The sequence below is a fragment of the Halomonas sp. GD1P12 genome, from assembly GCF_025725645.1.
Taxonomy (GTDB): Bacteria; Pseudomonadota; Gammaproteobacteria; order Pseudomonadales; family Halomonadaceae; genus Vreelandella.
The window spans coordinates 877208-901307 of sequence record NZ_CP107007.1; the positions used below are offsets into that span (position 1 = coordinate 877208).

At 61.0% G+C, this 24100-nt stretch carries 20 protein-coding genes; 13 read left to right on the forward strand and 7 right to left on the reverse strand.

What is annotated here, in order from left to right:
- Nucleotides 1-16: 16 nt before the first annotated feature.
- Nucleotides 17-1441, reverse strand: a complete 1425-nt coding sequence (eat, locus tag OCT39_RS04100) for an ethanolamine permease (RefSeq protein ID WP_263586425.1) — start codon at nt 1439-1441, stop codon at nt 17-19.
- Nucleotides 1442-1623: 182 nt separating this feature from the next.
- On the opposite strand from eat, the gene OCT39_RS04105 reads away from it, so the two are divergent.
- The gene (locus OCT39_RS04105) at nt 1624-2694 is read left to right on the forward strand and encodes a helix-turn-helix domain-containing protein (RefSeq protein WP_263586426.1); all 1071 of its coding nucleotides are present in this window, start codon (nt 1624-1626) and stop codon (nt 2692-2694) included.
- Nucleotides 2695-2711: 17 nt separating this feature from the next.
- Here OCT39_RS04105 and OCT39_RS04110 read toward each other — a convergent pair whose 3' ends face one another.
- Nucleotides 2712-3647 carry a cation diffusion facilitator family transporter gene (locus OCT39_RS04110; RefSeq protein WP_263586427.1) on the reverse strand — a complete coding sequence of 312 codons (936 nt, stop codon included), beginning with the start codon at nt 3645-3647 and terminating at the stop codon, nt 2712-2714.
- 180 nt (nt 3648-3827) lie between these two features.
- On the opposite strand from OCT39_RS04110, the gene OCT39_RS04115 reads away from it, so the two are divergent.
- Nucleotides 3828-4670: an alpha/beta fold hydrolase gene (locus OCT39_RS04115; RefSeq protein WP_263586428.1), complete on the forward strand. Its 843-nt coding sequence runs from the start codon at nt 3828-3830 to the stop codon at nt 4668-4670.
- A 90-nt stretch (nt 4671-4760) separates the two neighbouring features.
- On the opposite strand, the gene nirD is transcribed toward OCT39_RS04115, so the two are convergent.
- The 3 genes from nirD to OCT39_RS04130 are packed head-to-tail and all read right to left on the reverse strand — an operon-like array spanning nt 4761 to nt 9003.
- Complete coding sequence (gene nirD / locus OCT39_RS04120) at nt 4761-5141, reverse strand: nitrite reductase small subunit NirD (protein WP_263586429.1); 381 nt, start codon at nt 5139-5141, stop codon at nt 4761-4763.
- A 32-nt stretch (nt 5142-5173) separates the two neighbouring features.
- Nucleotides 5174-7678 carry a nitrite reductase large subunit NirB gene (gene nirB / locus OCT39_RS04125; RefSeq protein WP_263586430.1) on the reverse strand — a complete coding sequence of 835 codons (2505 nt, stop codon included), beginning with the start codon at nt 7676-7678 and terminating at the stop codon, nt 5174-5176.
- Between the two features lie 2 nt (nt 7679-7680).
- Nucleotides 7681-9003 carry an NAD(P)/FAD-dependent oxidoreductase gene (locus OCT39_RS04130; protein ID WP_263586431.1) on the reverse strand — a complete coding sequence of 441 codons (1323 nt, stop codon included), beginning with the start codon at nt 9001-9003 and terminating at the stop codon, nt 7681-7683.
- 647 nt (nt 9004-9650) lie between these two features.
- Here OCT39_RS04130 and OCT39_RS04135 point away from each other — a divergent pair.
- Together OCT39_RS04135 and cobA are read left to right on the forward strand one after the other, a co-directional pair.
- The gene (locus OCT39_RS04135; RefSeq protein ID WP_263586432.1) at nt 9651-12383 is read left to right on the forward strand and encodes a nitrate reductase; all 2733 of its coding nucleotides are present in this window, start codon (nt 9651-9653) and stop codon (nt 12381-12383) included.
- A gap of 13 nt (nt 12384-12396) precedes the next feature.
- A complete protein-coding gene (cobA, locus tag OCT39_RS04140; RefSeq protein ID WP_263586433.1) occupies nt 12397-13239 on the forward strand; it encodes a uroporphyrinogen-III C-methyltransferase in 843 nt (280 codons plus the stop codon).
- Here cobA and OCT39_RS04145 read toward each other — a convergent pair.
- Nucleotides 13204-14442, reverse strand: coding sequence for an MFS transporter (locus OCT39_RS04145; protein WP_263586434.1), 1239 nt, complete (start codon nt 14440-14442; stop codon nt 13204-13206). The genes cobA and OCT39_RS04145 overlap by 36 nt on opposite strands.
- A gap of 151 nt (nt 14443-14593) precedes the next feature.
- On the opposite strand from OCT39_RS04145, the gene dkgB reads away from it, so the two are divergent.
- Complete coding sequence (gene dkgB, locus OCT39_RS04150) at nt 14594-15406, forward strand: 2,5-didehydrogluconate reductase DkgB (RefSeq protein ID WP_263586435.1); 813 nt, start codon at nt 14594-14596, stop codon at nt 15404-15406.
- Nucleotides 15407-15509: 103 nt separating this feature from the next.
- On the opposite strand, the gene OCT39_RS04155 is transcribed toward dkgB, so the two are convergent.
- Nucleotides 15510-16445: a LysR family transcriptional regulator gene (locus OCT39_RS04155; protein WP_263586436.1), complete on the reverse strand. Its 936-nt coding sequence runs from the start codon at nt 16443-16445 to the stop codon at nt 15510-15512.
- A 249-nt stretch (nt 16446-16694) separates the two neighbouring features.
- Between OCT39_RS04155 and rhmD the strand changes: the two genes are divergently transcribed.
- From rhmD to OCT39_RS04195, 8 genes are read left to right on the forward strand one after another with little or no spacing between them, the layout of a single operon-like run.
- On the forward strand, nt 16695-17879 hold the full coding sequence (rhmD, locus tag OCT39_RS04160) for an L-rhamnonate dehydratase (RefSeq protein ID WP_263586437.1): 1185 nt from the start codon (nt 16695-16697) through the stop codon (nt 17877-17879).
- A 23-nt stretch (nt 17880-17902) separates the two neighbouring features.
- Entirely contained in the window at nt 17903-18238 is a 336-nt protein-coding gene (locus OCT39_RS04165) for an L-rhamnose mutarotase (RefSeq protein ID WP_263586438.1), read from the forward strand.
- Nucleotides 18229-19113, forward strand: coding sequence for an amidohydrolase family protein (locus OCT39_RS04170; RefSeq protein WP_263586439.1), 885 nt, complete (start codon nt 18229-18231; stop codon nt 19111-19113). The genes OCT39_RS04165 and OCT39_RS04170 overlap by 10 nt, the downstream gene beginning before the upstream one ends.
- Before the next feature lie 30 nt (nt 19114-19143).
- Nucleotides 19144-19914, forward strand: a complete 771-nt coding sequence (locus OCT39_RS04175) for an SDR family NAD(P)-dependent oxidoreductase (protein WP_263586440.1) — start codon at nt 19144-19146, stop codon at nt 19912-19914.
- Between the two features lie 29 nt (nt 19915-19943).
- Nucleotides 19944-20741, forward strand: a complete 798-nt coding sequence (locus OCT39_RS04180; RefSeq protein ID WP_263586441.1) for an HpcH/HpaI aldolase family protein — start codon at nt 19944-19946, stop codon at nt 20739-20741.
- 58 nt (nt 20742-20799) lie between these two features.
- Nucleotides 20800-22236: an aldehyde dehydrogenase gene (gene aldA, locus OCT39_RS04185; RefSeq protein ID WP_263586442.1), complete on the forward strand. Its 1437-nt coding sequence runs from the start codon at nt 20800-20802 to the stop codon at nt 22234-22236.
- A gap of 27 nt (nt 22237-22263) precedes the next feature.
- A complete protein-coding gene (locus OCT39_RS04190) occupies nt 22264-23787 on the forward strand; it encodes a purine-cytosine permease family protein (RefSeq protein ID WP_263586443.1) in 1524 nt (507 codons plus the stop codon).
- Complete coding sequence (locus tag OCT39_RS04195) at nt 23787-23978, forward strand: hypothetical protein (RefSeq protein ID WP_263586444.1); 192 nt, start codon at nt 23787-23789, stop codon at nt 23976-23978. Before OCT39_RS04190 ends, OCT39_RS04195 begins: the two co-directional genes overlap by 1 nt.
- The last annotated feature ends 122 nt before the right edge of the window (nt 23979-24100 follow it).

Here is a 24100-nt window from a genome sequence, read left to right on the forward strand (position 1 = left end):
GCTCGAAAGTGCTGGTTCAGGCGCGCGAAGCGGCGGCGGTGTCGTCGAGCTGCTCGGCGGCCTGCTCGGCGTCGAGAATCAGCGCCAGCTCCTCGTCGGCGGTTTTCGCTACCAGATGGTGCCTGGCGTAGGCGAAGTAGTAGGCCGCGCCCAACAAAAACAGCACGATGGTGTAGTTGAACGCGCGCGGGTCGAACGCGTACACCCCGGTCAGCGCGACGAGCGAGAGCACCAGCGCGATACCGGAGGTCACCACGCCGCCGGGCGTCTTGTAGGGGCGGGCGAGCTCCGGGCGGCGCAGACGCAACAGGATATGGCTCAGCGCCATCAGCGCGTAGGAGAGGGTCGCGCCGACCACCGCCATGGCCAGAATGAGATCGCCTTCACCGGTCAGCGAGACCAGAAACCCGAGCGCACCGGGCACTACCAGCGCCCACACCGGCGCCTTGCGCTTGCTGGTCAGCGACAGCGCCTTGGGCAGATATCCCGCCCGTGAAAGCGCAAACACCAGGCGGCTGTAGCCATAGATGATCGAGAAGAACGAGGCGATCAAGCCGGCAAGGCCCAGCACGTTGATCGCGGTGGCCAGTCCTGGGCGTCCGATCACGTTCAGCGCATCGACCAGCGGCACGCCGCTGTCGGCGATCACATCGGCACCCGCCGCGCCGGCGAGCAGAAAGGTGACCAGAGCGGCGGTGAAGAGCAGAAACGCCATGGCGGCGATGATGCCGCGCGGCATGTCGCGGGCAGGCTCGCGCGCCTCTTCGGCGGCCAGCGGTACGCCTTCGACCGCCAGGAAGAGCCACATGGCGAACGGCAGCGCCGCCCACACGCCGTACCAGCCAAAGGGCAGCCAGCCGCCTTCGCCATCGGTGGCGGTGATGGTAAACAGATTGGCGCTATCGAAATCGCCCACCAGCGCCACGGCGGTGGCAAGAATCGCGATGACCGCCAGCGCACTGATGGCCACCATGACCTTCAGCGCCTCGCCGACGCCGGCCAGGTGGACCCCGATGAATACGGCGTAAAAGAGTGCATAGACCAACGGCCCGTTGATACCCACAAGCTCCTCGACGGCAGAGCCAATGAAGATCACGATGGCCGCCGGCGCGAGCGCGTACTCGATCAACACGGCAAGCCCCGTGAGATATCCGCCGGCCGGGCCCATGATTTGGCGGGCGAAGCTGTAGCCGCCGCCGGCGGCGGGAATCGCCGCCGACATTTCGGCAAGCGAAAGCACCAGCGTGAAATACATGATCGCCATCAGCACGGCGGCGATCAAAAAACCGCCCCAGCCGGCCTCGGCCAGGCCGAAGTTCCATCCGGCGAAATTACCGGAAATGACGTAGGAAACCCCAAGCCCGGCCAGCAATATCCAGCCGGCGGTGCCTTTTTTGAGCTGGCGCTTGGCCAGGTACTCCTGATCGACTGCGTTCCCCATGGATATTCTCCCCGTTGTCCGACGACGCGGCCAAGGCCCCGCCTTTGCCCTTTTATTAGTGCCCTTTGCATCGTCTCGCCTACAAGCGATGTAAAAGGAATGAATCTTGCTTGTTATTCGAGAGTAGAGAGCCTCATCCGAGAGCGGTATCGAAATTCGGCAAAAGTAGTCCGGACAGCGTAATGATAACCAGAGCAGCAACCAATAGCGCCACCGCGCGCAATCCCGCCAATCGCCCCGAGGTAAGTACCTTGGGGGCGCGGGCATTTGGGAGCCAACCCACCGGCTTCGCCCCGGTGCCCCATAATGGGCCAGCTATCCCTGCGTCTGCACCCAAGCGGCGCAGCATCGTCAGCCTTGAGGTCAACGAGCAGGCGCTCAACCTGACGCGCTGGGAGCAGGAGTACAACCAGTGTAGCGCCGGCCATTTTACCGGGCGGGTGGACGAGTGCTGCTTCGACGGCGTGCAGGTCATCAACGAATATACCCGCCTGGCGCTTCACCAGCACTGCGCGCCCTGGCACGATTCGCTGTGGATTGCGCTGCCGGTGCGTCACGAAGGCGTGCGCGCCGATGGGCAGTGCGTCGAGCGTAACGAGGTCATATGGCGCATGGGCAGCCGCGCGGTCGAGCTGATGACGCCGGATGATTGTGATCTCATGAGCATGGTGGTGCCGCTCGAGGCGCTTGCCACGCTTGCCGAGCGCGAAGGGGTGGATCTGGCGCACTTGAACCGGGCCTCGACGCCGCGCCTTGCGATCGATGATCGCGATATCCGCTGGTTCACCGACCAGGTCACGCGCATTTTGCGCGAGGACAGCGCAGCCTCTGGCAGCCTGCCGGAGCAAGAAACGCTGCTTCACGGCGTGCTCACGTTGTTGGGGCACGCGCAACTGGATATCCGCGCCGCGCCCAGCTACGCCCGGCGGCGCGCGGTGGTCGACCGCGTGCAGGCGTATCTTAAAAGCGTGGAGCAGGCGCCGGTGAGTATTGGTACGCTTTGCAGCGTCGCCTGTGTGAGCCGGCGCACGCTACAGTACAGCTTCGAGAGCATTCTAGGCATCAGCCCGGTTCAGTTTCTACGCGCCACGCGCCTCAACGACGTGCGTCGCGAGCTGCTGTCTCAAAGCGGCGCCACCATTTCGGATGTCGCCGCCAACCACGGCTTTTCCCACTTCAGCCAGTTTGCCACCGACTATAAAAGCCTCTTCAACGAGCGCCCTTCGGATACGCTCAAGCGTCGGCTGCATTAGCGTTGGGGCAATTTCGCCTAATGAATTTGGCGAACCAACAGCCCGCTGGTGGGCGCGGCCCAGCGGGTATCGACGGTAAAGACGACGTCGCACACCGCGGGCGAATAGTGGCGGCGCACCTGCTCATCGACCCGGTCGCGTAGCTGGTCCTGGGTGGTGAGCGACATCGAATCCTCTTCCCTGGGCAGCACCACGTGGACCATCACGTACAAGAGCCGCCCCGGGCGCACGATGCGCACGCGCACCTCCAGCGCCTCGACGCCTTCGAGCCCTTGGGCCACGGCCGCGCGAACCGGCGCCGCGACCTCCTCCGTAGGGGCCTTGTTGACCAGCTCACCGAGTGACTGGCCCGCCATGCGCACCGGCACGCCCAGGCAAAGCAGCACCACGGCGATGACCAGAATCGAATCGACGTAGGGCAGAACGCGCTCGAATTCCAGGTACTGAAACAGCATCACCAGACAAAAGGCCGAGAGCACCGCCGCGGAGATGATACTGTTCACCACCCAGTTGAGTTTGTCCGCAGCGACCAGCGGGCTTGCGACATGGCGCTCGCTTTTATGCATCACCCAGGCGGTCAGCGAGCAGACGAGTGTGGCAAAGACGGCGTAGAGCACGGCGATGCCCGCCGCGATCTCCCGCCCGCCGGTCAACAGCGCCGCTATGGCGTCCACCAGCGCAAAGATCGAGACTCCAAAAATCAAGAGCCCCTTGCACAAATTGACCAGCGACTCGAAATAGCTGTAGCCGAACGGATAGGCGTCGCTGTCCGGCTGGCTCGCCAGCCGGCTTACCTTGATGGTGACCAGCGCCACCACGAAGTAGATCAGGTTGAAAAGCCCGTCCAGCAGGATCGCCTGCGAGTTGGTGGCAAGCGTTGCAACAATACCGACCACGCCGATCAACAGCGCCATCAAGGCGGAAAATCCCAGAGTACTCGCTTCTGTCTTCACCGATGCTGGCTCTCCTGTGGCAACGTTGGCGACAATTCGACTCCGCCTCAGCATAGCAATTTTCCCGCCCGGCGACGTTTTGGAAAGCTTTTGGGAGTTGTACTAGCCTTTCAAGACAAGCCGTTAGCACGTTCAACCACGTGTTCAGACGACTGTTCAACCAATCTGGAGGGTGACTCGATGCCGCTTTTGAACGCTGGAACCGAACAAGGAACGCCGGTCGAGCTCTATTACGAAGTCCACGGGGCGGGGAAGCCCGTCGTCCTGATCCACGGCTGGCCGCTCAGCTCCCGCTCCTGGGAGCCGCAGGTGCCGGCGCTGGTCGAGGCGGGCTACAAGGTGATCACCTATGACCGCCGCGGTTTCGGCAAATCCACCCAGGCCGACGGTGGCTACGACTACGACACTCTGGCGGCGGATCTCAAGAAGCTGCTGGATGCGCTCGACGTTCACGACGCCACGTTGGTCGGCTTCTCCATGGGCGGCGGCGAAGTGGCGCGCTACATCGCCCACTACGGCACCGAGCGCGTCAGCAAAGCGGTGCTGGCCGCCGCCGTGCCGCCGTACCTGTACAAGACCGATGATAACCCGGAAGGCGGCCTCGATGACGCGACCATCAACGAGTTTCTCGACGGCGTTCGCGGTGACCGACTGGCGTTTTTGGAAGACTTCACCAAAAACTTTTTCACCGCCGGCGACAAAAGCGACCTGGTCAGCGAACCGAATCGTCAGTATCACCGCGACATCGCGGCGTTTGCCTCGCCGAAAGCGACGTTTGATTGCGTCAAGGCTTTCAGCTACACCGACTTTCGCGAGGACTTGCCAAAGATGAAGCTGCCCACACTGATCATCCACGGCGATGCCGATGGCATCGTACCGTTCGAGGTCAGCGGCAAGCGCGCCGGCGAAACGCTGCCGCACTCAAAACTCGAAGTGATCGAAGGCGGGCCCCACGGGCTGAACGTTACCCATGCAAAGGCGTTCAACGAGGCGCTGATCGCGTTTCTGGACAGCGACGAGTAAGCCTGACAGCGCCGGATGATCGTTCGGCCACGCCAACCGCTATGAAAAACGCCGCCTCTTTGAGGCGGCGTTTTCGTGGGTGAGTGGCGCTCAAGGCTTTATCAGCACGCAATCGTTTTCCAGGCGAACCGGCCAGGTGCGAAGCTTCACGCTTTCGTCCTCGAGACACTGGCCGTCGCTCAGGCGAAAGTGCTGCTTGTAAAGCGGCGAGGCGATCACCGGCTCAGCGTCGATATCGCCCACGATCCCCCGGCCGATCACGAACGCGTTGGAGAAGGGGTCAAAATGATCCAGCGCGTAGAGCTCCGGCATTTGGCCCGGCAGGTAGAAAAGCGCGATTTGACAGGGCTCGCCCTGGGGCGCATCAATCCAGGCGACCACGCCGGAAAACGCCACCAGATCGGCTCGTTGGCAAAGGGGCTGCCAGGCGGTCGCGGATACATCATTGAGCGTGAGAGCGGCTGGGGTCATAACGGTCTCCTTGAAAGACAATCGGTCGATGATCAGGCCGGGCGCAGTTGACCGCGCTCGGAGGTCATGATGATGGACGGGTCCGGGCGGGTGTCGTTGACGAAGCTTCGAAAGCGCTTGAGCTTGTCCGGGTCACTGATGGCGCCCGCCCACTCGCACTGATAGTTATCCACCACGGTTTGCATCTGGCGCTCGAGTTCCTCGCCCATGCCCAGGCTGTCGTCGAGAATCACTTCTTTCAGATACTCCAGCCCGCCTTCGAGGTTTTCCCGCCAGACCGAGGTGCGCTGTAGCCGGTCGGCGGTACGCACGTAGAACATCAGAAAACGGTCGATGGTGCGGTAGAGGCCTTCGTCGTCAAGGTCCGTGGCGAAGAGCTCGGCGTGGCGCGGGCGCATGCCGCCGTTGCCGCACACGTAGAGGTTCCAGCCGTTTTCCGTGGCGATGATGCCGATATCCTTGCTCTGCGCTTCGGCGCATTCGCGCGTGCAGCCGGAAACGCCGAACTTGATCTTGTGCGGCGCGCGCAGCCCCTTGTAGCGGTTCTCGAGTCGGATCGCCATGCCCACGCTGTCCTGCACGCCGTAGCGGCACCAGGTACTGCCCACGCAGGACTTCACCGTGCGCAGCGACTTGCCGTAGGCGTGGCCGGTTTCGAAGCCGGCGTCAATCAACTCTGCCCAGATATCCGGCAGATCCTCGAGCCGGGCGCCGAACAGATCGATCCGCTGGCCGCCGGTGATCTTGGTGTACAGGCCGTACTTCTGCGCTACCTGCCCCAGCACCACGAGCTTCTCTGGCGTGATTTCACCCCCGGCAATGCGCGGTACCACCGAATAGGTACCGTTTTTCTGCATATTGGCCATGAAGGTGTCGTTGGTATCCTGCAGCGGAATATGCGCGGCGTCGGTAATCGGCTCGTTGAAGCAGGAGGCAAGAATGGAGCCGACGGCAGGCTTGCAGATCTCGCAGCCAAGACCCTGGGTGTGCGGATTGCCGTGCCTTTTCATCAGCTCGCTGAAGGTCTTGATGCCCTCCACGCGCACGATGTCGTAAAGCGCCTGGCGGGTATGGGCGAAGTGCTCGCACAGTGACGTGTCCACCTCGACGCCGCGGGCGGTCAGCTCATGATCCACCACGCTTTTCAAAAGCGAGGCGCAGCCGCCGCAGCCAGTGCTGGCGCGGGTATCGTTTTTTACTGCGCCCACGTCGCTGGCGCCCGCATCAATGGCGCTGCAGATACTGGCCTTGGTAACGTTATGGCACGAGCAGATCATGGCGGTGGCCGGCAGCGCGTCCGGGCCAAGCGTGGGGGCCACGCCGCCTTGCGGCAGAATCAGCGAAGCGGGCTCCTTGGGAAGCTCGAGGGCGTTGGCGTAGTACTGAAGCAGGGTATCGTAGGCGGCGTTGTCGCCCACCAGCATGGCGCCCAGAAGCTTTTTGCCGTCGCTCGAGACCACCAGTTTGCGATACACCTGCGTCAGCGGGTCCAGATAGCGGAACATGCGAGCGCCGGGGGTGCGATCGCCGTGGGCGTCGCCAATGGCGCCGACGTCCACGCCCATAAGCTTCAGTTTGGTGCTCATGTCGGCGCCGCCAAAGCGGGCCTCGCCGCCGGTGAGCGTGGTGGCGGCCACCTTGGCCATCTGATAGCCCGGCGCCACCAGCCCAAAGATACTCTGATTCCAGAGCGCCACTTCGCCGACGGCGAAAATGGCCGGGTCGCTGGTGCGGCAGTGATCGTCGATCACCACGCCGCCACGCTCGCCAAGCGTGAGCCCGCAGGCGCGCGCCAGCTCGTCCTGGGGGCGTATGCCGGCAGAAAACACGATCAGGTCGGTCTCGAGTATCTTGTCGTCCTGAAACACCAGGCGCAGCCGGCTCTGCTCGCCTTTTTCGATGCGCTGGGTGGCGCGCTCGGTCAGCACCTGTACGCCCAGCGATTCGATCTTTTCCTTCAACAGCGCGCCGCCATCGGTGTCCACCTGCATCGGCATCAGGCGTGGGGCGAACTCCACCACGGCGGTGTCGAGGTTCAACCCGCGCAGCGCGTTGGCGGCCTCGAGGCCCAGAAGCCCGCCGCCGACGACCACGCCGTTGGTGGCGTGCTCGGCGGCGGCGCGGATGGCGTCGAGATCCTCCAGCGTGCGATAGACCAGGCATCCCAGCTCATCGCGCCCCTCGATCGGCGGCACGAACGGGTAGGAGCCGGTGGCAAGCACCAGATGATCGTAGGCGTAGCGCCCCTGAGGGGTGATCACGTGCTTCGCCTCGCGGTCGATTTCGAGCACCTTTTCACCGCTTTTGAGCGTGACACCCTGAACGTCGTAATAGTCGGCGTCACACAGCGCCAGCGACTCGGCGTCGCGGCCGGTGAAGTACTCGGAGAGGTGTACGCGGTCATAGGCGCGGTGGCGCTCCTCGCCAAACACGGTGATGGTGAGGTGCTCGCACGCGCCGGCCTCGACCAGCCGTTCGACCAGGTGATGGCCGACCATGCCGTTACCGATGATCAGCAGGTTCTGTTTGGTTGTCATGGTTAAGCCGCCTCTTGGGTGGGGGAGGGGTGGGCGATATCCGCCGCTAAAAGCGTTTCGACGTCCGCCTGACCGAACACCAGTGCCGGGCGCGCTGTGCTGAGATCCGCTGCTTTGAGGGCCTGGTCGAAATACCACGGGCCCTGAGCGGTATCGCCAAACAGCACCGCGCCTTCGATGCGCCCGTTTTTGAGCAGCAGGCGGCGGTACTCGTTGGCCTCGGGGTCGCAGTAGTAAAGCGTGTCGTGGGCATCACTTGGCTCGACGGGGCCGAAGGCGTAAAGGTCGATGCCGCTGATCTTGAGTCGGGTAGCGGTGGGCGCCTCAAGGTAGGGCGTGATGGGGGCGCCACTGAGCACCTGGGCGAGTGTCTCGACCTGGCGCCAGATCGGCTCGACCAGACCAAACGTATGCGACTGGAACTGGCAGCACTCGCCGAGCGCAAAAATCGCCGGGTGCGAGGTGCAAAGGTGGTGATCCACCAAAATCGCGCGCTCGCAGTCGAGCCCGGCGCGCAGGCCAAGCTCCCTGTTGGGCGTCACGCCGGCGGCGACGATGACGCTAGTGGCCTCGAGCGTGCGGCCATCTTCGAGCGTGACGCCGGCCACGCGGCCCTGGCCGTCGCTTTCGATCGCGACGATCGAGGCGCCGGTGTGAACGTCGAGCCCGCGACGCGCCAGCACGGCGTGTAAAAGCCCGCCGGCCTCGGCGTCGAGCTGGCGGTTCATCAGCCAGGTGCTGCGGTGCAGCACGCTGACCTTCAGGGCGTCGCCGCCACGTTTGCGCAGTCCTTCCGCGGCTTCCAGCCCTAACAGGCCACCGCCGATGACGACGCTTTTACCGCCGCGCCGAGCGATGGCGTCGAGCGCGCCGGCATCACTCAGGTTGCGAAAGGTGTGAACGCCGTCAAGCTCGATGCCGGGAATGTCGGGCAGCGTCGGCCGTGATCCGGTGGCAAGCACCAGCGTGTCGAAGGCGAGCCGGCCCCGGTCGGTATCGATGTGGCGCGCGGCGGTGTCGATGGCCAGCACCCGCTCATTCAGGCGAAGCGTAATGGCGTTATCCGCATACCACCGCGCGTCACGAAGCGTGATTCCATCGCGGCTCGTTTCACCGCTCAAAAGCGGCGAGAGCAGAATGCGGTTATAGGCGGGCACCGGCTCTTCGCCGATCACGGTGATGCGTGCCGGCCGGCCGGGCGCCTTGACCAGGGCTTCAAGCAGGCGGTGACAGGCCATGCCGTTACCCACGATGACCAGATGAAGCGATTCGCGGTCGAGCCGCTTTTCATCACGGCAAGCGTCTGGATATGTAAAAGAGCGCATGGGGCCTCCTTGTTCGGGGCGACGCCGGCGCGGGCGCCAAAAACGAAAAACGCCCCTAACGCCGCCGGTGAAAGCGGGAGTTAGGGGCGTCGTTGCCCAAATGGCGAATCAGGCGCGACATGCCTTCGTTGGCGGCGCGCTCCCATACTCAAGGCAAGAAACTCGCCAGGCGCACCAATAGCGCTTTTTCAAGCCGTTTTTCAGTGGCTTGAGTGTTTTTTGAGTATCCGTGACCGGTGATCGCTCAACGCCTGGTGCGCTCTTGTGGTGCGCGGGGCGTTCAGGCTGCACGTCAATGGCTCCATGCCTGCGTCCAGGATAAGTCGGACGCTCAAAAACATTTTTTCATCGATTTATAATGTAATTGTTTTAAAAGCGTTATTTTCCTTTTTCAGCGAGACGGCCCATGGTTTGCAGAGAAGATGGGGAAACAAACATACAAATGTTACGGGCGATTTAGCGCACTCCAATAACAAGCGCGGCCCGACAACAACAAAGAGCGGCGACCAACAATTCCAAGCGCCGAAAGAACATCGTTAACGACGGCACCTGCTCGGTGTCCCTGAGACAACGGCGTCCAGGCAAGCTTCCAACGAGGCTTCCTGGGCGCTTTTTGCGTTTGGGCCAAATAAAACGCGGGAGATTCGATGCACAAAGCGCCAGGCAGTTCGTACACCGTATCCACCACCTGCCCCTACTGCGGCGTCGGGTGCGGCGTCAGCGCGACCGTGGAGAGCGGGCGCGTCTGCTCCGTCAAGGGCGACGCAACGCATCCGGCCAACTACGGGCGGCTCTGCGTCAAGGGCAGCGCCCTGGCTGACACCCTGGGCGAGCAGGGGCGGCTTTTGCAGCCGCGCCTCGACGGCGTTCCCGCCAGCTGGGACCAGGCGCTTTCGGCGCTGGTCGAGCGGCTCACCGCGCTGCAGGCGGCCCACGGGCGTGACACCGTGGCGGCCTATCTCTCCGGTCAGCTGTTGACCGAGGATTATTATGTGGCCAATAAACTCTTCAAGGGCTTTCTCGGTACGCCGCATCTGGATACCAACTCGCGGCTCTGCATGGCCTCGGCGGTGGCGGGCTACAAGCGTGCCTTCGGCGCCGACGCGGTGCCGTGCAATTATGAAGACCTGGAAGAGGCGGAGCTTTTAGTGCTGGTCGGCTCGAATCTGGCCTGGAACCACCCGGTGCTCTACCAGCGAGTGAAGCTCGCCAAAGAGCGCAACCCGCTGATGCGCGTGGTGGTGATCGACCCGCGGGTGACCGATACCTGCGATATCGCCGATCTCTACCTCGGGCTCAAACCCGGCAGCGACGCCACGCTGTTCAACGGCCTGCTCGCCTTCATGGTCGAGCGCGGCCATATCGATCGTATCTATCTAGAGCGCCATACCGACGGCTTCGAGGAGGCGCTCAAAGCGGCGCAAAAGAGCGCCCCCAGCGTGGCGGAAGTAGCCGCAGCCTGCGATATCGATGCCGAGCGCCTCGAAACGTTCTACTACTGGTTCGCCCGCCATCTGCACGTGGTGACGCTGTACTCCCAGGGGGTGAATCAGTCCACCAGCGGCACCGACAAGTGCAACGCGATCATCAACGCCCACCTGGCCGGCGGCAAGCTCGGCCTGCCCGGTGCCGGGCCTTTTTCGATCACCGGCCAGCCCAACGCCATGGGCGGGCGCGAGGTAGGCGGGCTCGCCAATCAGCTCGCCGCCCATATGGATTATCACACGCCAGGCGCGCGCGACTGCGTGACCCGGTTCTGGGCGACCGAGTCGCTCACACCCCAGCTTCCCGAAGGCCCCGGTTATAAAGCGATCGAGCTGTTCGAGGCGATCGAGCGCGGCGAAATCACCGTGCTGTGGGTAATGGCGACCAATCCGGCGGTGAGCCTGCCGGACGCCGTGCGGGTGCGCCGGGCGCTTGAAAAGTGCCCGCTGGTGATCGTCTCCGAGTGTGTGGCGAACACCGATATGCTGGCGTTTGCGGACATCGTGTTGCCGGCGAGCGGCTGGTCGGAAAAGGACGGTATCGTGACCAACTCAGAGCGGCGGCTTTCGCGCCAGCGCGGCATGCTCCCCCCGCCGGGTCAGGCGCGCCACGACTGGCAGATCCTCTGCGACGTGGCCGGGCGACTGGGCTTTGGTGAGGCGTTTTCCTACGCCCACCCTTGGGAGATCTTCGACGAGCACGCCAGGCTCTCGGGCTTTGAAAACGAAGGCGCCACCCGGCGGCTTTTCGATATCTCGGCGTTGGCCGGGCGCGACCGGGCCGCTTATGATGCGCTGTCGCCGATTCAGTGGCCGGTCACGGCAAGCGCGCCCCGCGGCACGGCGCGGCTTTTCGAACAGGGCGTTTTCGCCACGCCAAACGGGCGCGCGAGATTCATACCCATTACGCCGACGCCGCCGCAGCAGACGCTCTGCCCGCGCTATCCGCTGCGCCTCAATACCGGGCGCATTCGTGATCAGTGGCATACCATGACCCGCACCGCCCGCGCGCCCCGGCTGATGAATCACCGCGCCGAGCCGTTCATCGAGCTACACCCGGCGGATGCCGAGCGGGCAGGGCTTAGTGATCAGGCGCTGGCGATTATCAACGCGAAAGAGGGTGAGTATCGCGGGCGCGTGCGGATTTCAAGCGCCCAGCGCCCGGGCGAGGTGTTCGTGCCCATGCACTGGAGTGATCAGTTCACCGGCGCCGGGCGCAGCGGGGCGCTGCTGGTCGGACGCACCGATCCGGTCTCCGGCCAGCCGGAAACCAAGCACGGCGCGGTCAACGTTGTCTCGCTCGAACCGGCTTGGCAGGCGACACTGATCCTGCGCGATGACGCCTTGCCGGAAGAGATGCCCTGGCAAGCGCTCGATTACTGGGCGCGTATCCCCATGGCCGGCTGCGTGCGTTTTCAGCTGGCGAGCACCACCCCGGTTCACGACTGGCCCGCCCAAATAGAGGCGTGGCTGGACACGCCCGCCACGCTTTTCAGCGAAGACGCGGCGGCGAACAGGTTTCGTGGTGCAGGTGTGTATAATGGCCGCCTGGCCTGGTGGCTCATGGTGGGCCCGCCCCGGGAGCTTCCCGGCACCGAGTGGCTGTCGGCGCGGTTCAACGACCATTCGCTTACGTTTGAACATCGCCGCCGCGTTCTGGCGGGCTGCGACAGCGGCGCAGAGGATACCGGCCCGGTCGTGTGTAGCTGCCATCAGGTGGGCGAGCGCGTGATCAAAAAGGCGATACGATCCGGCGATGACAGCGTCGAGGCGCTGGGCGCGCGGCTTGCCTGCGGCACGCAGTGCGGAAGCTGCTTGCCGGAACTCAAATCACTACTGGAAGAGGAGCGGGGCCGTGCGCGTTTTGAACAAGCACCTGCGACACAAATGGCCTGAGGCGCTCGCGCGCGTGGGCAGGCACGTATGGTCCTCGGTGGCGCCTGCGAAAGAGCGGCAGTGCCTGCCGATACGCGGCGAGTGCGAGAAGGGCACGGTGTACCTGGTCGGCGCGGGTAGCGGCGACGTGGAGCTTCTCACGCTCAAGGCCGCGCGGCTTTTGATGCAGGCCGACGCCGTGGTTTATGACCGGCTGGTGGAAGACGACGTACTCGCGCTGATCCACCCCGGCGCCGAGCGCTACTACGTGGGCAAGAGCCGCGGCCACCACAGCGTGCCCCAGGCCGACATCGGCGCACGGCTGGTCACCCTGGCCCAGGCGGGCAAATCGGTGGTGCGCCTGAAAGGCGGCGACCCGGGCGTGTTCGGGCGCATGGGTGAGGAGCTTGCGAGCCTGGCCCAAGCGAACATCAAGGCGTGCATCGTGCCCGGCATCACGGCGGCCTCCGCGGCGGCGGCCAGTATGGGCATTCCGCTGACCGACCGCGGCCACGCTCAGCAGCTTCGCTTCGTCACCGCTCAGCTTTGCCGTGAAGGCGGCGCGCCGGACTGGGCCGCACTGGCGCGCAAGGACGAAACCCTGGTGTTCTACATGGGGCTCTCGAAAGTCGAGGCGATCTGCCAAAGTCTGCGCCAGGCGGGCCTGCCGGACGACTGGCCGGTCATGCTGGTGGCCAACGCCAGCCAGCCCGAGCAGCGCTCGCTTATCGGCACGCTCGAAAACATGCCTGCAAAACTCGCCGCACACCCGCTGCCGTCGCCGTGTTTGATCGTGGTGGGCAGCGTGGTCAGCATGGTGGCGACGAGCCCCGCGGCGCGCTCAGCGGGCATCGTCGAAACGGTCGACCCGGCGTAGCGTCGGGAAGAGCTTCATCCAGGTGCCCACCACGACGAGCGTGCCCACCCCGCCAATCAGCGCGGCGGGCACCGCGCCCATCGCCGCCGCCATGCTGCCCGCACGAAACTCCCCAAGCTCGTTGCTCGAGCCGATGAACAGCATATTCACCGCGTTCACTCGCCCCCGCATGGCGTCCGGCGTTGCCAGCTGAATCAGCGTGGTGCGCACGTAGACGCTGACCATGTCCGCGGCCCCGGCGACCAGCATGGCGAGCATCGATACCCAGAACAGATGCGACAGCGCGAACACCAGATTCGCCAGACCAAACACGGCAACAGAAGCGAACATCACGTGCCCCGCCCGGCGGGTGATCCCCTTCACGCCGAGATAGAGCCCCATCAGCAGCGCCCCAACGGCGATGGCGCTTCGTAGCGCGCCAAGCCCCTGGGCGCCGACCTGCAGCACTTCCTGGGCGTAGATGGGCAAAAGCGCCACCACGCCGCCAAGCAGCACCGCGAACAGATCCAGCGAGATGGCGCCGAGAATGATCGGCTGATGGCGAATGTAGGCGATGCCCGCCGAGAAGCGCTGCCAGGCGGTGCTTTCGAGCGCTTTCGCTTTCTCAACAAAACGCACCGGCACCCACAGCAAAAAGGCGAGCGCGACGATGAAGCAGCCCAGGCATACCGCGTAGGCCAGCCGCCCGCCGCCGAGTGCGTAGAGCCCCCCACCGAGCAGCGGCCCGGTGATCACGGCGATCTTCATGATCGAGCTGTTCAGCGCGATGGCCTGGGGCAACTGCGCGCGCGGCACCAGATTGGGCAGCATGCTCTGAAGCGTCGGGCCGGTGAACGCCCGCCCGCAGCCGAACAGCGCCAGTACCAGATAGATCGGCACCACGTTCTGCGGGTCGGTCTGCGCGATGAGTAACAGCAGCGCGCTGCAAAGCCCCTGCACGGCCCAGCTGAGCTGCAAAATGCGCTTGCGCGCGAAGCGGTCCACCACGTCGCCGGCGGGCAGCAGCAGAAGCACCATGGGAATGAACTGGGCAAGCCCGACGTAGGCCAGCGACATGGCATCGCGGGTAATATCGTACACTTGCCAAGCCACCACCACCGCCTGGATCTGCATGGCGAAGACCGCCGCCAGTCGCGACAGCAGAAAGCTCAGAAAACCGGGCTGGCGGTGAAGAGGCAGGGCGGCGTCGTCAGATGCGGGCATGGCGGGCTTTTCGTTAGCAGGCGAAGCGAGCAGTCTACCTCAACCGCGCACGGCGCGCCTGGGTCATGGGTTGAAGTCGACACAAGACGCCCCATATCTTCACTGCGTCGATGACACACGCATGTGTCTCACTGGAAAAGGATGACTGATCATGACCGCAAGCACGCTACCCAATCCCGGTTTCGGTACCTATCGCCTGGAAGGCGACACGCTCAAGCAGGGCATTCATACCGCGCTGGAAGCCGGCTACCGGCATATCGACACCGCCCAGTTTTATGGCAACGAATCGACCGTTGGCGAGGCGATTCGCGACTCGAGCGTCCCGCGTAGCGACATCTTTCTGACCACCAAGGTGTGGTTCGACCAGCTCGAACCGGCGGCGCTGAAGGCGAGCGTTGACGAGTCGCTTTCCAAACTCAAGACCGAGTACGTGGACCTTCTGCTGATTCACTGGCCGTCACCCAACGACGAGGTGCCGATGCGCGACTACCTCACCGCGCTCAAGGAAGTGAAGGCGGAAGGCAAGGCGCGCCATATCGGCGTCTCCAACTTCACCATCGCCCAGATCGACGAGGCCATCGACATTCTTGGCGAGGGCGAGATTCTCACCAACCAGATCGAAGTGCATCCCTTCCTGCAAAACCGCAAGTTGGTGGATCACTGCAAGGCGAAGGATATCGAAGTCACCGCGTTCATGCCGCTGGCCGTTGGCAAGGTAATGGAGGATCCGGTGCTCAAGCAGATCGCCGGCGTTCACGGCGTCACGCCCGCGGAGATCACCATGGCCTGGATCAAGGCGCGCGGGCTCGTGACCATTCCATCCTCCACCAAGGCGCGCAATATCGAAAGCAACATCAAGGCGTTCGACATCGAGCTAAGCGAGGCGGAAATGGCCGACATCGCCACCCTCGACCGCGGTGAGCGCATCGCCAACCCGGACATGGCGCCGGCGTGGGATGAGTAAGACACTGGCTAAAAGCAACTAACGCACTGGTTATCCATGAAAAGCCACCAGGCTCATCGATTTGAGTCAGTGGCTTTTCAAAATAAGAAAGCACAGGAAACATCTATCGCCATTGAGCTGCATTTCGACGAAGAATATCGCAAAACCCAGTTACCGGCTCACCGTAATAAGTGTCTTTACGCGTGAGTAGCCCAAAGGGAGGGAGAGTTCGCCCCAAGATTAACGGCAATTTTTTGATCAGTCCCGCCGCCAAGTAATCCGCTAAAACGGATTCTGCCATCATTAACAGCGCATCGCTTTTTTGAACAAGCTGTAAGGCTGCAAAGATGGATCCGCATTCGATAATGTCTTTGGGCGAGACCAGTCCTTCGATCTCGAGTTCTTTTTCCATTACTTGTCGTGCGGGCGTCGAGATCGGCTGCAGGATCCAGGGCCAAGTTTCAAGCAGCTCCTTCAAGGGCGGTGGTGAACCATGGGTTAGTGGATGCTCACTGCGTACCACCGTGATCATGTTTTCATTACCCAGCGGCTCGAAATCGAACTGATTGTGCTGGATCGAGGTGGCATAGCGTGCAATGGCAATATCCACTTTTCCCTGCTCGAGCAATTCAATCAGCTGGTCGCTGGTTTCGCCCATCAAACGTATCTGTAATAGAGGTCGCAGCCGCTTCATCTCAATGATGGATTGCGCTACCAGATCAGGTGCGGCGCCCATGATGGCACCTACTGTGAGTTGACCTCTTCCTCCCAACTGGTAGCGATGCATTTCTTCTGCACATCGATCAAGCCGCGCCAGGGCGTTGTCGGCAAACTCGATCAGCATATCCCCTAGCCCGGTTGGCTGCATACCGCGTGGGGTACGTTCGAATAGCTGGCAACCGAATATGCGCTCGATTTCGCTCAACATTCGCGTCGCTGCGGGTTGAGACATGTACATGGAAGCCGCTGTCTGATGAAGATTTCGACGTTTTCCCAGGGTCGAAAGCATCAATAGATGCTTGTAGCGCAACCTTGTAGTCAGCGAATGAAGACTTTCCATGGTTTCCTCAGGTGGCTTTATACCTAAATAGTATGGCGATCATGGCTATCCAATATCTGAGACATTAGTCTAATCCTGAAGAACGCCCATGTCATCGGGTTTGGGTCCAAGCGCCATGGTTACGGCTTTCAGCCTTATTGATAAGTAAAAGGTATCAAGTGAAGCTTGATAAGCATTGGTCGAGAGGTTCTCTTTTTATATACAACGTTATTCAGCAGACCGTGACGTTGAGAAACAAAAGGAACATCCATGAGCGATATCACTATCAAGCAGGTGCGTGCCTATACCGTTCGCGGCGGCGGTGCGGATTATCATGATCAAGCGGATGGGCACTGGATCGATTCGCAAATCGCCACACCGATGAGCAAGTATCCGGAATACCGCATGACGCGCAGTAGTTTCGGCCTCAATGTTTTGGGGACGCTGGTAGTTGAAGTCGAGGCCAGCGATGGCACGGTCGGATTCGCCGTGACGACGGGCGGCGAAATCGGTGCCTGGATCGTCGAAAAGCATCTGGCACGCTTTATTGAGGGCAAGCAGGTAGGCGAGATAGAGAAGATTTGGGATCAGATGTTCAATGCCACGCTCTATTACGGTCGCAAAGGCGTGGTGATCAATACGATCTCTTGCGTGGATTTGGCCCTGTGGGATCTGTTGGGCAAGGTCCGCCAGTTGCCGGTACATCAGCTGCTGGGTGGCCCGGTGCGCGACGAGCTGGTCTTTTACGCGACTGGGGCCCGTCCCGATCTGGCCAAGGATATGGGCTTCATCGGCGGTAAGATGCCGCTGGTGCATGGCCCTGCCGAAGGGGAAGAAGGTCTCAAGAAAAACCTTAAGCATCTGGCCAGCATGCGTAGCGCCGTGGGCGATGACTTCTGGTTGATGTATGACTGCTGGATGAGCCTAGATCTCAACTATGCCACGCGATTGGCACAGGGGGCCAAGGAGTATGGGCTCAAGTGGATCGAGGAGGCCCTGCCGCCCGATGACTATTGGGGCTACGCGCAGCTTAAGCGCGATGTTCCGAAAGGTATGTTGGTTAATACCGGTGAGCACGAAGCGACCCGGTGGGGGTTTCGTATGCTGCTCGAAATGGAGTGCTGCGACATCATTCAACCCGATGTGGGCTGGTGCGGTGGTATTACCGAGCTGATCAAGATTTCAGCGCTTGCCGATGCGCATAACAAGCTCGTCGTGCCCCATGGCTCTTCCGTCTACAGCTACCATTTCGTGATCACACGCCATAACAGTCCGTTCGCTGAGTTCTTGATGATGGCGCCCAAGGCAGACGAGGTCGTTCCCATGTTTAATCCGCTGTTGCTGGATGAACCGGTACCCGAGAACGGACGTATGCCCGCCTCCAAGCTGGACAAACCAGGGTTTGGGGTGCGTTTGAACCCCGACTGCGAGCTGGCGCGCCCCTATACCCACTGAGCAGGTCGTCAAGGAGTTGTTTTATGCCCATTCAAGCGCTGCGTATGACGCTTCACGAGGGGCAGGAAGACGAGTACCGGCGCCGGCATGATGAGCTGTGGCCAGAGCTTGCAAGGGCGCTAGCCGATGCCGGCATCGAAGAGTACCGAATTTTTCTTGACCCTCGAAGCCTGCACCTATTCGCCATCATGTACCTTCGTGAGGCGCACAGCGTCGATCAGCTATCGGCCTTGCCCGTTATGAAGCACTGGTGGACGTATATGGCCGACATCATGGATTCCGCCGCCGACAATTCGCCGGTCAGCATTCCTCTCGAGGAAGTCTTCACTTTCTTGCCGGGAGAGCTCGCGTGCAAGTAGTCGATCCGCATCTTCATTTTTGGGCGCTTGACCAAGGCAATCAGCCCTGGCTTGAGAATCCCACACCGAACCTGTTAGGCGATTACACCCCCATGGCGCGTGACTTCGGGCCGTCAGAGCTACTTGAACAGCTCGATGACATCGAACTGGTGGGGCTGGTTCACGTAGAGGCGGATGCCGAAGACCCTATGGCAGAAACTCAGTGGTTGACTCGCACGCTTGCCGAGCACCCTGCGTTGAACGCGGCAATGGTGGTGGGGGTGGATCTATCGCAGCCGGAGGCGCCTGCCGGGCTCGAAGCGCAGTGCGCGCTCTCCAGTGCTGTACGCGGGGTACGACAGATCCTCAACGTGCATCAGGACCCGCTTTACGATTACGTCGGGCACCACTACATGAAAGAGACGCTTTGGCAGCAGAATCTGGCTCGGCTGGCGCCGCTGCGGCTCTCGTTCGATCTTCAAATCTATCCTTCACAAATGGTTCAGGCCGCCTCTTTGGCTGCGCGCCACCCCGATATTCAGTTCGTGCTCAATCACGCCGGGATGTACGTGGACCGTCAAGGCGTGCGCGGCTGGCGTGAGTGGCGTGACGGTATGCGAGCGCTGGCTTGCCAGCCCAACATTGCGACCAAGCTGAGTGGTTTTGGCATGCTCGACCATCAATGGAGTCTTGGCAGCATCCGTCCGCTGATTCTGGAAGCAATAGATGCGTTCGGCGTCGAGCGCTGCCTGTTTGCGTCCAACTATCCTGTTGACGGGCTTTATGCTCGGTATGCGGATATCTGGCACGCCTATTCACAGATCATCGCCGATGCAAGCCACGCCGAGCAGCAATCGCTCTTCGTAAGCAATGCTCGACGTATCTATCGTATTTGAATCTGATTCATCCATTTTAAGGAGGTGTGCATGTTACTGGCAGACAAGAGCGTCATCATTACCGGAGCCTCTCGGGGTATCGGCCGCGCTGCCGCTATCGAGTGCGCGCGCCAGGGCGCCAATGTCGTCATCGGTTATAGCGGTAGCCCTTCCAGCCGCGCTGCGGTAGACGAGCTGATTCAGGAAATAGAAGCACTGGATCGTCGCGCCGTCGCGGTGGGGGCGCCTGCAGAAGATCCGGATACCGGCCAGCTACTGGTTGACGCCGCCGTTGAGCATTTCGGCGGGGTCGATGTGTTCGTGAATAACGCGGGTATATGTCCTTTCCACAGCTTTCTGGATATGCCGCGAGAGACCTATCTCGACACGGTCAATACAAACCTCAACGGTGCCTTTTTTGCGGTTCAGGCTGCCGCCAATCAAATGAAGCGTCAGGGCCGCGGCGGCGCGATCATCGCGGTAAGTTCTATTAGCGCACTCGTGGGTGGGGCTATGCAAACGCACTATACCCCCACCAAGGCAGGGCTGTTGTCGTTGATGCAGTCCTGTGCGGTAGCGCTTGGGCCCTACGGGATTCGTTGTAATGCACTGCTTCCGGGAACCATCGAAACCGATATTAACAAGGATGACCTTTCCGATCAGCAGAAACGGGATTACATGACCGAGCGCACACCACTTGGCCGTCTAGGTCGCCCTGAAGACTTAGCCGGGCCACTAGTATTTCTTGCCTCCGACATGGCGCAGTACGTTACCGGAGCCTCGCTACTGGTGGATGGCGGCATGTATGTCAATTTGCAGTAACTGGTCATTACCTTTTGGGAGTTGCAAGCATGCAGATGCCCGTTAATAACTTTAAAAATGCGCTGGCCGAACAGGTTCCCCTGTTTGGCTGTTGGGCCGGTTTTGCGACTGGTTACGCCGCTGAAATTATAGCTGGTACCGGCTTTGACTGGTTGCTCATCGATGGTGAGCATGCGCCGAACACGGTGCCCACGATCCTGGCCCAGCTACAAGCGGTAGCGCCTTACCCGACCGCGCCTGTGGTGCGCTGTGTCAATCAGGACCCGGCATTGATCAAGCAACTGCTCGATATCGGTGCCCAGACGTTGATGGTGCCCATGGTCGAAAGCGCCGAGCAGGCTGCAGCGTTGGTGCGAGCGACGCGCTACCCCCCGCACGGTATCCGCGGCGTGGGCGGCGGCCTGGTACGGGCAACGCGCTGGGATGGCGTCGACGACTATTTGCATAAGGCTCATGAGTCGCTTTGCTTGATTACTCAAGTGGAGTCGCCCAAAGGTGTTGAGCATGCTGAGGCGATTGCCAACACCGACGGGGTGGATGCGATATTTATCGGCCCTGCCGATCTGTCGGTGGGAATGGGCCATGCAGGTAACCCAGGTCACCCCGACGTTCAACGGGCGATCGAGAAGGTAATCAAAATTGTCCAAGCCGCGGGCAAGCCGGTCGGCATTCTAGCGCCGCTGGAAGAGGATGCCCGCCGATACCAAGCGCTTGGCTGCCAATTCATTGCGGTAGGAATCGACATCAGCCTGCTGCGCCAAGGCGCCCTAAGCACGGTGGCCCGCTATAAAGCGCATTCGACGCAAGCACCGTCCAGCACCTACTAAACCACTGAGCCATGGCGGCGACGCCGCCGCGACCTATAACGATAACAGGAGACTCACGATGTCCCAGCCCACCACCTATCAAAATTATATCAATGGTGCCTTCGAGGCGAGCGAGCAACACCTGGAGGTTTTCAATCCGGCGACTCAAGCGCTGCTGTCGCGTGTGCCCAATGCCAACGCAAAAGAGGTTGACCGGGCACTCGAGGCAGCCCGAGGCGCGCAAAAGGCCTGGGCCGCGACACCGGCTGTCGAGCGGGCGGCATTGTTGCACCAGCTCGCCGATAAGCTGCGCGATCACGTGTCATCGCTGGCGCGCACGATTACTCAGGAGCAGGGTAAGGTCAGCGGGCTAGCCGAAGTCGAGGTCAACTTTACCGCGGACTACCTGGATTACATGGCCGAATGGGGGCGGCGTATCGAAGGGGAGATCATCCAGAGTGACCGGCCCAAGGAGAATATCTTTCTGTTCCGTAAGCCGCTTGGCGTCGTCGCCGGCATCCTGCCCTGGAACTTTCCGTTTTTTCTCATCGCGCGCAAGATGGCGCCTGCCTTGATCACGGGTAATACCATCGTCATCAAACCAAGCGAAGAGACGCCCAACAACTGCTTCGAGTTCACTCGGCTGCTTGACGAAGTTGGCTTTCCGAAAGGCGTGTTCAATGTAGTCAGTGGTACAGGGGCGGAAGCGGGCAACGCGCTGACCGCCAGCTCTCAGATCGATATGATCAGCTTTACTGGCAGCGTAGAGACCGGAGCCCGCATCATGAGCAATGCGGCTAATAATATCACCAAGCTAAATTTGGAGCTGGGCGGCAAAGCTCCTTCAATCGTGCTTGATGACGCCGATCTTGACTTAGCGGTGAACGCCATTCGCGGCTCCCGTATCATTAATACCGGGCAGGTGTGTAACTGTGCCGAGCGTGTTTATGTTCAGCGTGGTGTCGCCGATGAGTTTATCGCACGAATGGCCAAGGCAATGGAAACCACTCGCTATGGTGACCCGTTAGCCGATAGCGATGTCGAAATGGGGCCCATGATCAACCAGGCAGGGCTGGATAAGGTCGCGCAGATGGTCGAGACCGCGCGTCGTGAAGGGGCTGAGCTGGTCACAGGGGGACGCATCGCGGATCTCGGCACTGGTTTTCACTACCAGCCAACGGTGCTTTCCAACTGCCGGCAGGATATGGAAATCATGCGCAAGGAGATCTTTGGCCCCGTCTTGCCGATACAAATAGTCGATACCCTCGATGAGGCCATTGCGCTTGCCAATGACTGCGAATATGGCCTGACCTCTTCGATCTATACTCGCAGCCTCAATAGCGCCATGCAGGCGGCGCGTGAGCTGGACTTTGGCGAAACCTACATCAACCGTGAAAACTTCGAAGCCATGCAGGGCTTCCACGCCGGGGTACGCAAATCCGGCATCGGCGGGGCGGATGGTAAACATGGCTTGTACGAGTATACCCACAGCCACGTGGTGTACCTGGAAACCTGATCAACCATCCAATCGAGGTACCTTGCCATGAGTCATACAAACGGCTCCTCTGCCACTCAAGACACCTCTGGCGTGGTAGGCGGAGAAGTAACGGGTGGCGAATACGAACGTACGCCGGTGCCTGCCAAGGCCCGGCTCGGCTTCAAGAGCTTCATCGGCATGTATGCCGGTGAACATGCGGCGGGCACCGAGCTGATGATCGGTCCTTTGTTCGTATTGGCCGGCGTGGCGGCCTTTGATGTCGTGATCGGGTTATTGATCGGTAATTTGCTGGCGGTACTGAGCTGGCTGTTCTTGACGGCGCCTATCGGCACGCGGGTTCGGCTGACGCTTTATCGCCATCTCGAAAAGATTGCCGGTCGTCATACGGTTATTCTCTACAACTTGGCTAACGGCGTGTCATTCTGCTTTCTTGCGGGCGCGATGATCACGATTTCGGCGACCGCCGTCGGCGTATGGTTCGGGTTTCCCTTGCCGACGCTGTCAGACCTGCTGCCCAATAGCCTTGGATGGGTGTTGAGCGTCATCGGTGTCGGTGTCGTCATCACCGCTGTCGCGGCGTATGGTTACCGCTTTGTTTCCTGGTTTGCCAATATCGCGGCGCCCTGGATGGTACTGATGTTTCTGGGCTTCGGTATCGTGTCACTCAAGTGGTTCATCGATGCAACGGGTGCCGAAGCCAGCTCGTTGAGCGATCTCTGGACGCTGGCGGATACCGCGATATGGACCGGCGTGGAAGTACCCGGGCAGCCCAGCTTCTCGATTTGGCACGTCATCTTCTTTGCCTGGTTCGCCAATATGGCAATGCACGTAGGGATGTCCGATTTGACAGTGCTCCGGTTTGCACGCAAGAGCTGGTACAGCATTGCGTCTGCCGCGGGTATGTACGTGGGCCACTTCATGGCATGGCTGGCTGCCTCCATGCTGTTTGCTTTCCAGATGTACGATGCTGGACTCACCAGTGAAGCCGCCGTGATTGCCGCCTCGGAAGCAGGACAGATACCCACCCCGTTGCCCGGGCCGCTGGCCGACCAGGCACTGGGAGTCGCCGGGCTGATCTGCGTCATCATTGCCGGCTGGACGACCGCCAACCCAACCATCTATCGCGCGGGTCTCGCCTTTCAGGCGATCGTTCCCAATGTGTCGCGCTTCAAGGTGACCATTGGTACGGGGATTCTGACCACCATAGTGGCACTGTTCCCGGGGGTGGCGATGCAGCTACTGGACTTCGTTGCGCTATATGGTCTGCTGCTCATGCCAGTGGGAGCGATGATCTTCATTGATTACTGGGTATTGCCCAAACTGGGTCTGAAGAGTTTCTATGCAGAGTATACCGGGCAGCAGTTCACGCTTCCTGTGATAGCTACGTGGTTGATTACGCTGGCTATCTGCCTGTTCATGGTGCAGTTCGCCGGTATCGAAATCTTCTTTGTGGCCCTGCCAGGCTGGTTTATTGCCGCTGGACTGTTTGCTCTGCTCAGCTTCATTGCCCAGCGCAAGCGAGTCGAGCCTTCAGCAGCGCCTTCTTCATCAACGCTGGAGACGAGCTGATGCGTAAACTGCTCCAAGGTATTTCGCTTTTGATGCTAGTGCTAATAGTACTTTTACCGCTGTTCTATTTGTTCGATGTGGTTAGTGAATCGACCATGAAAGGAGCCATTCTTGCGGTGACCGCGCTTTGGTTCGTCATAACCCCTTTATGGATGAAAAAGGAGGGAGCATCGACTGCCGGAAATCCATAATCGACAGGTAACTCAATATTAATAAAAATTAAATTCAGCCTTTGAAAGCTGTAAAGGTAACTGGCTATCACTTGCGCGCAGGGTGAGTCTTGCTGAGCAAGTTACTTTTTGGCTTATAAATA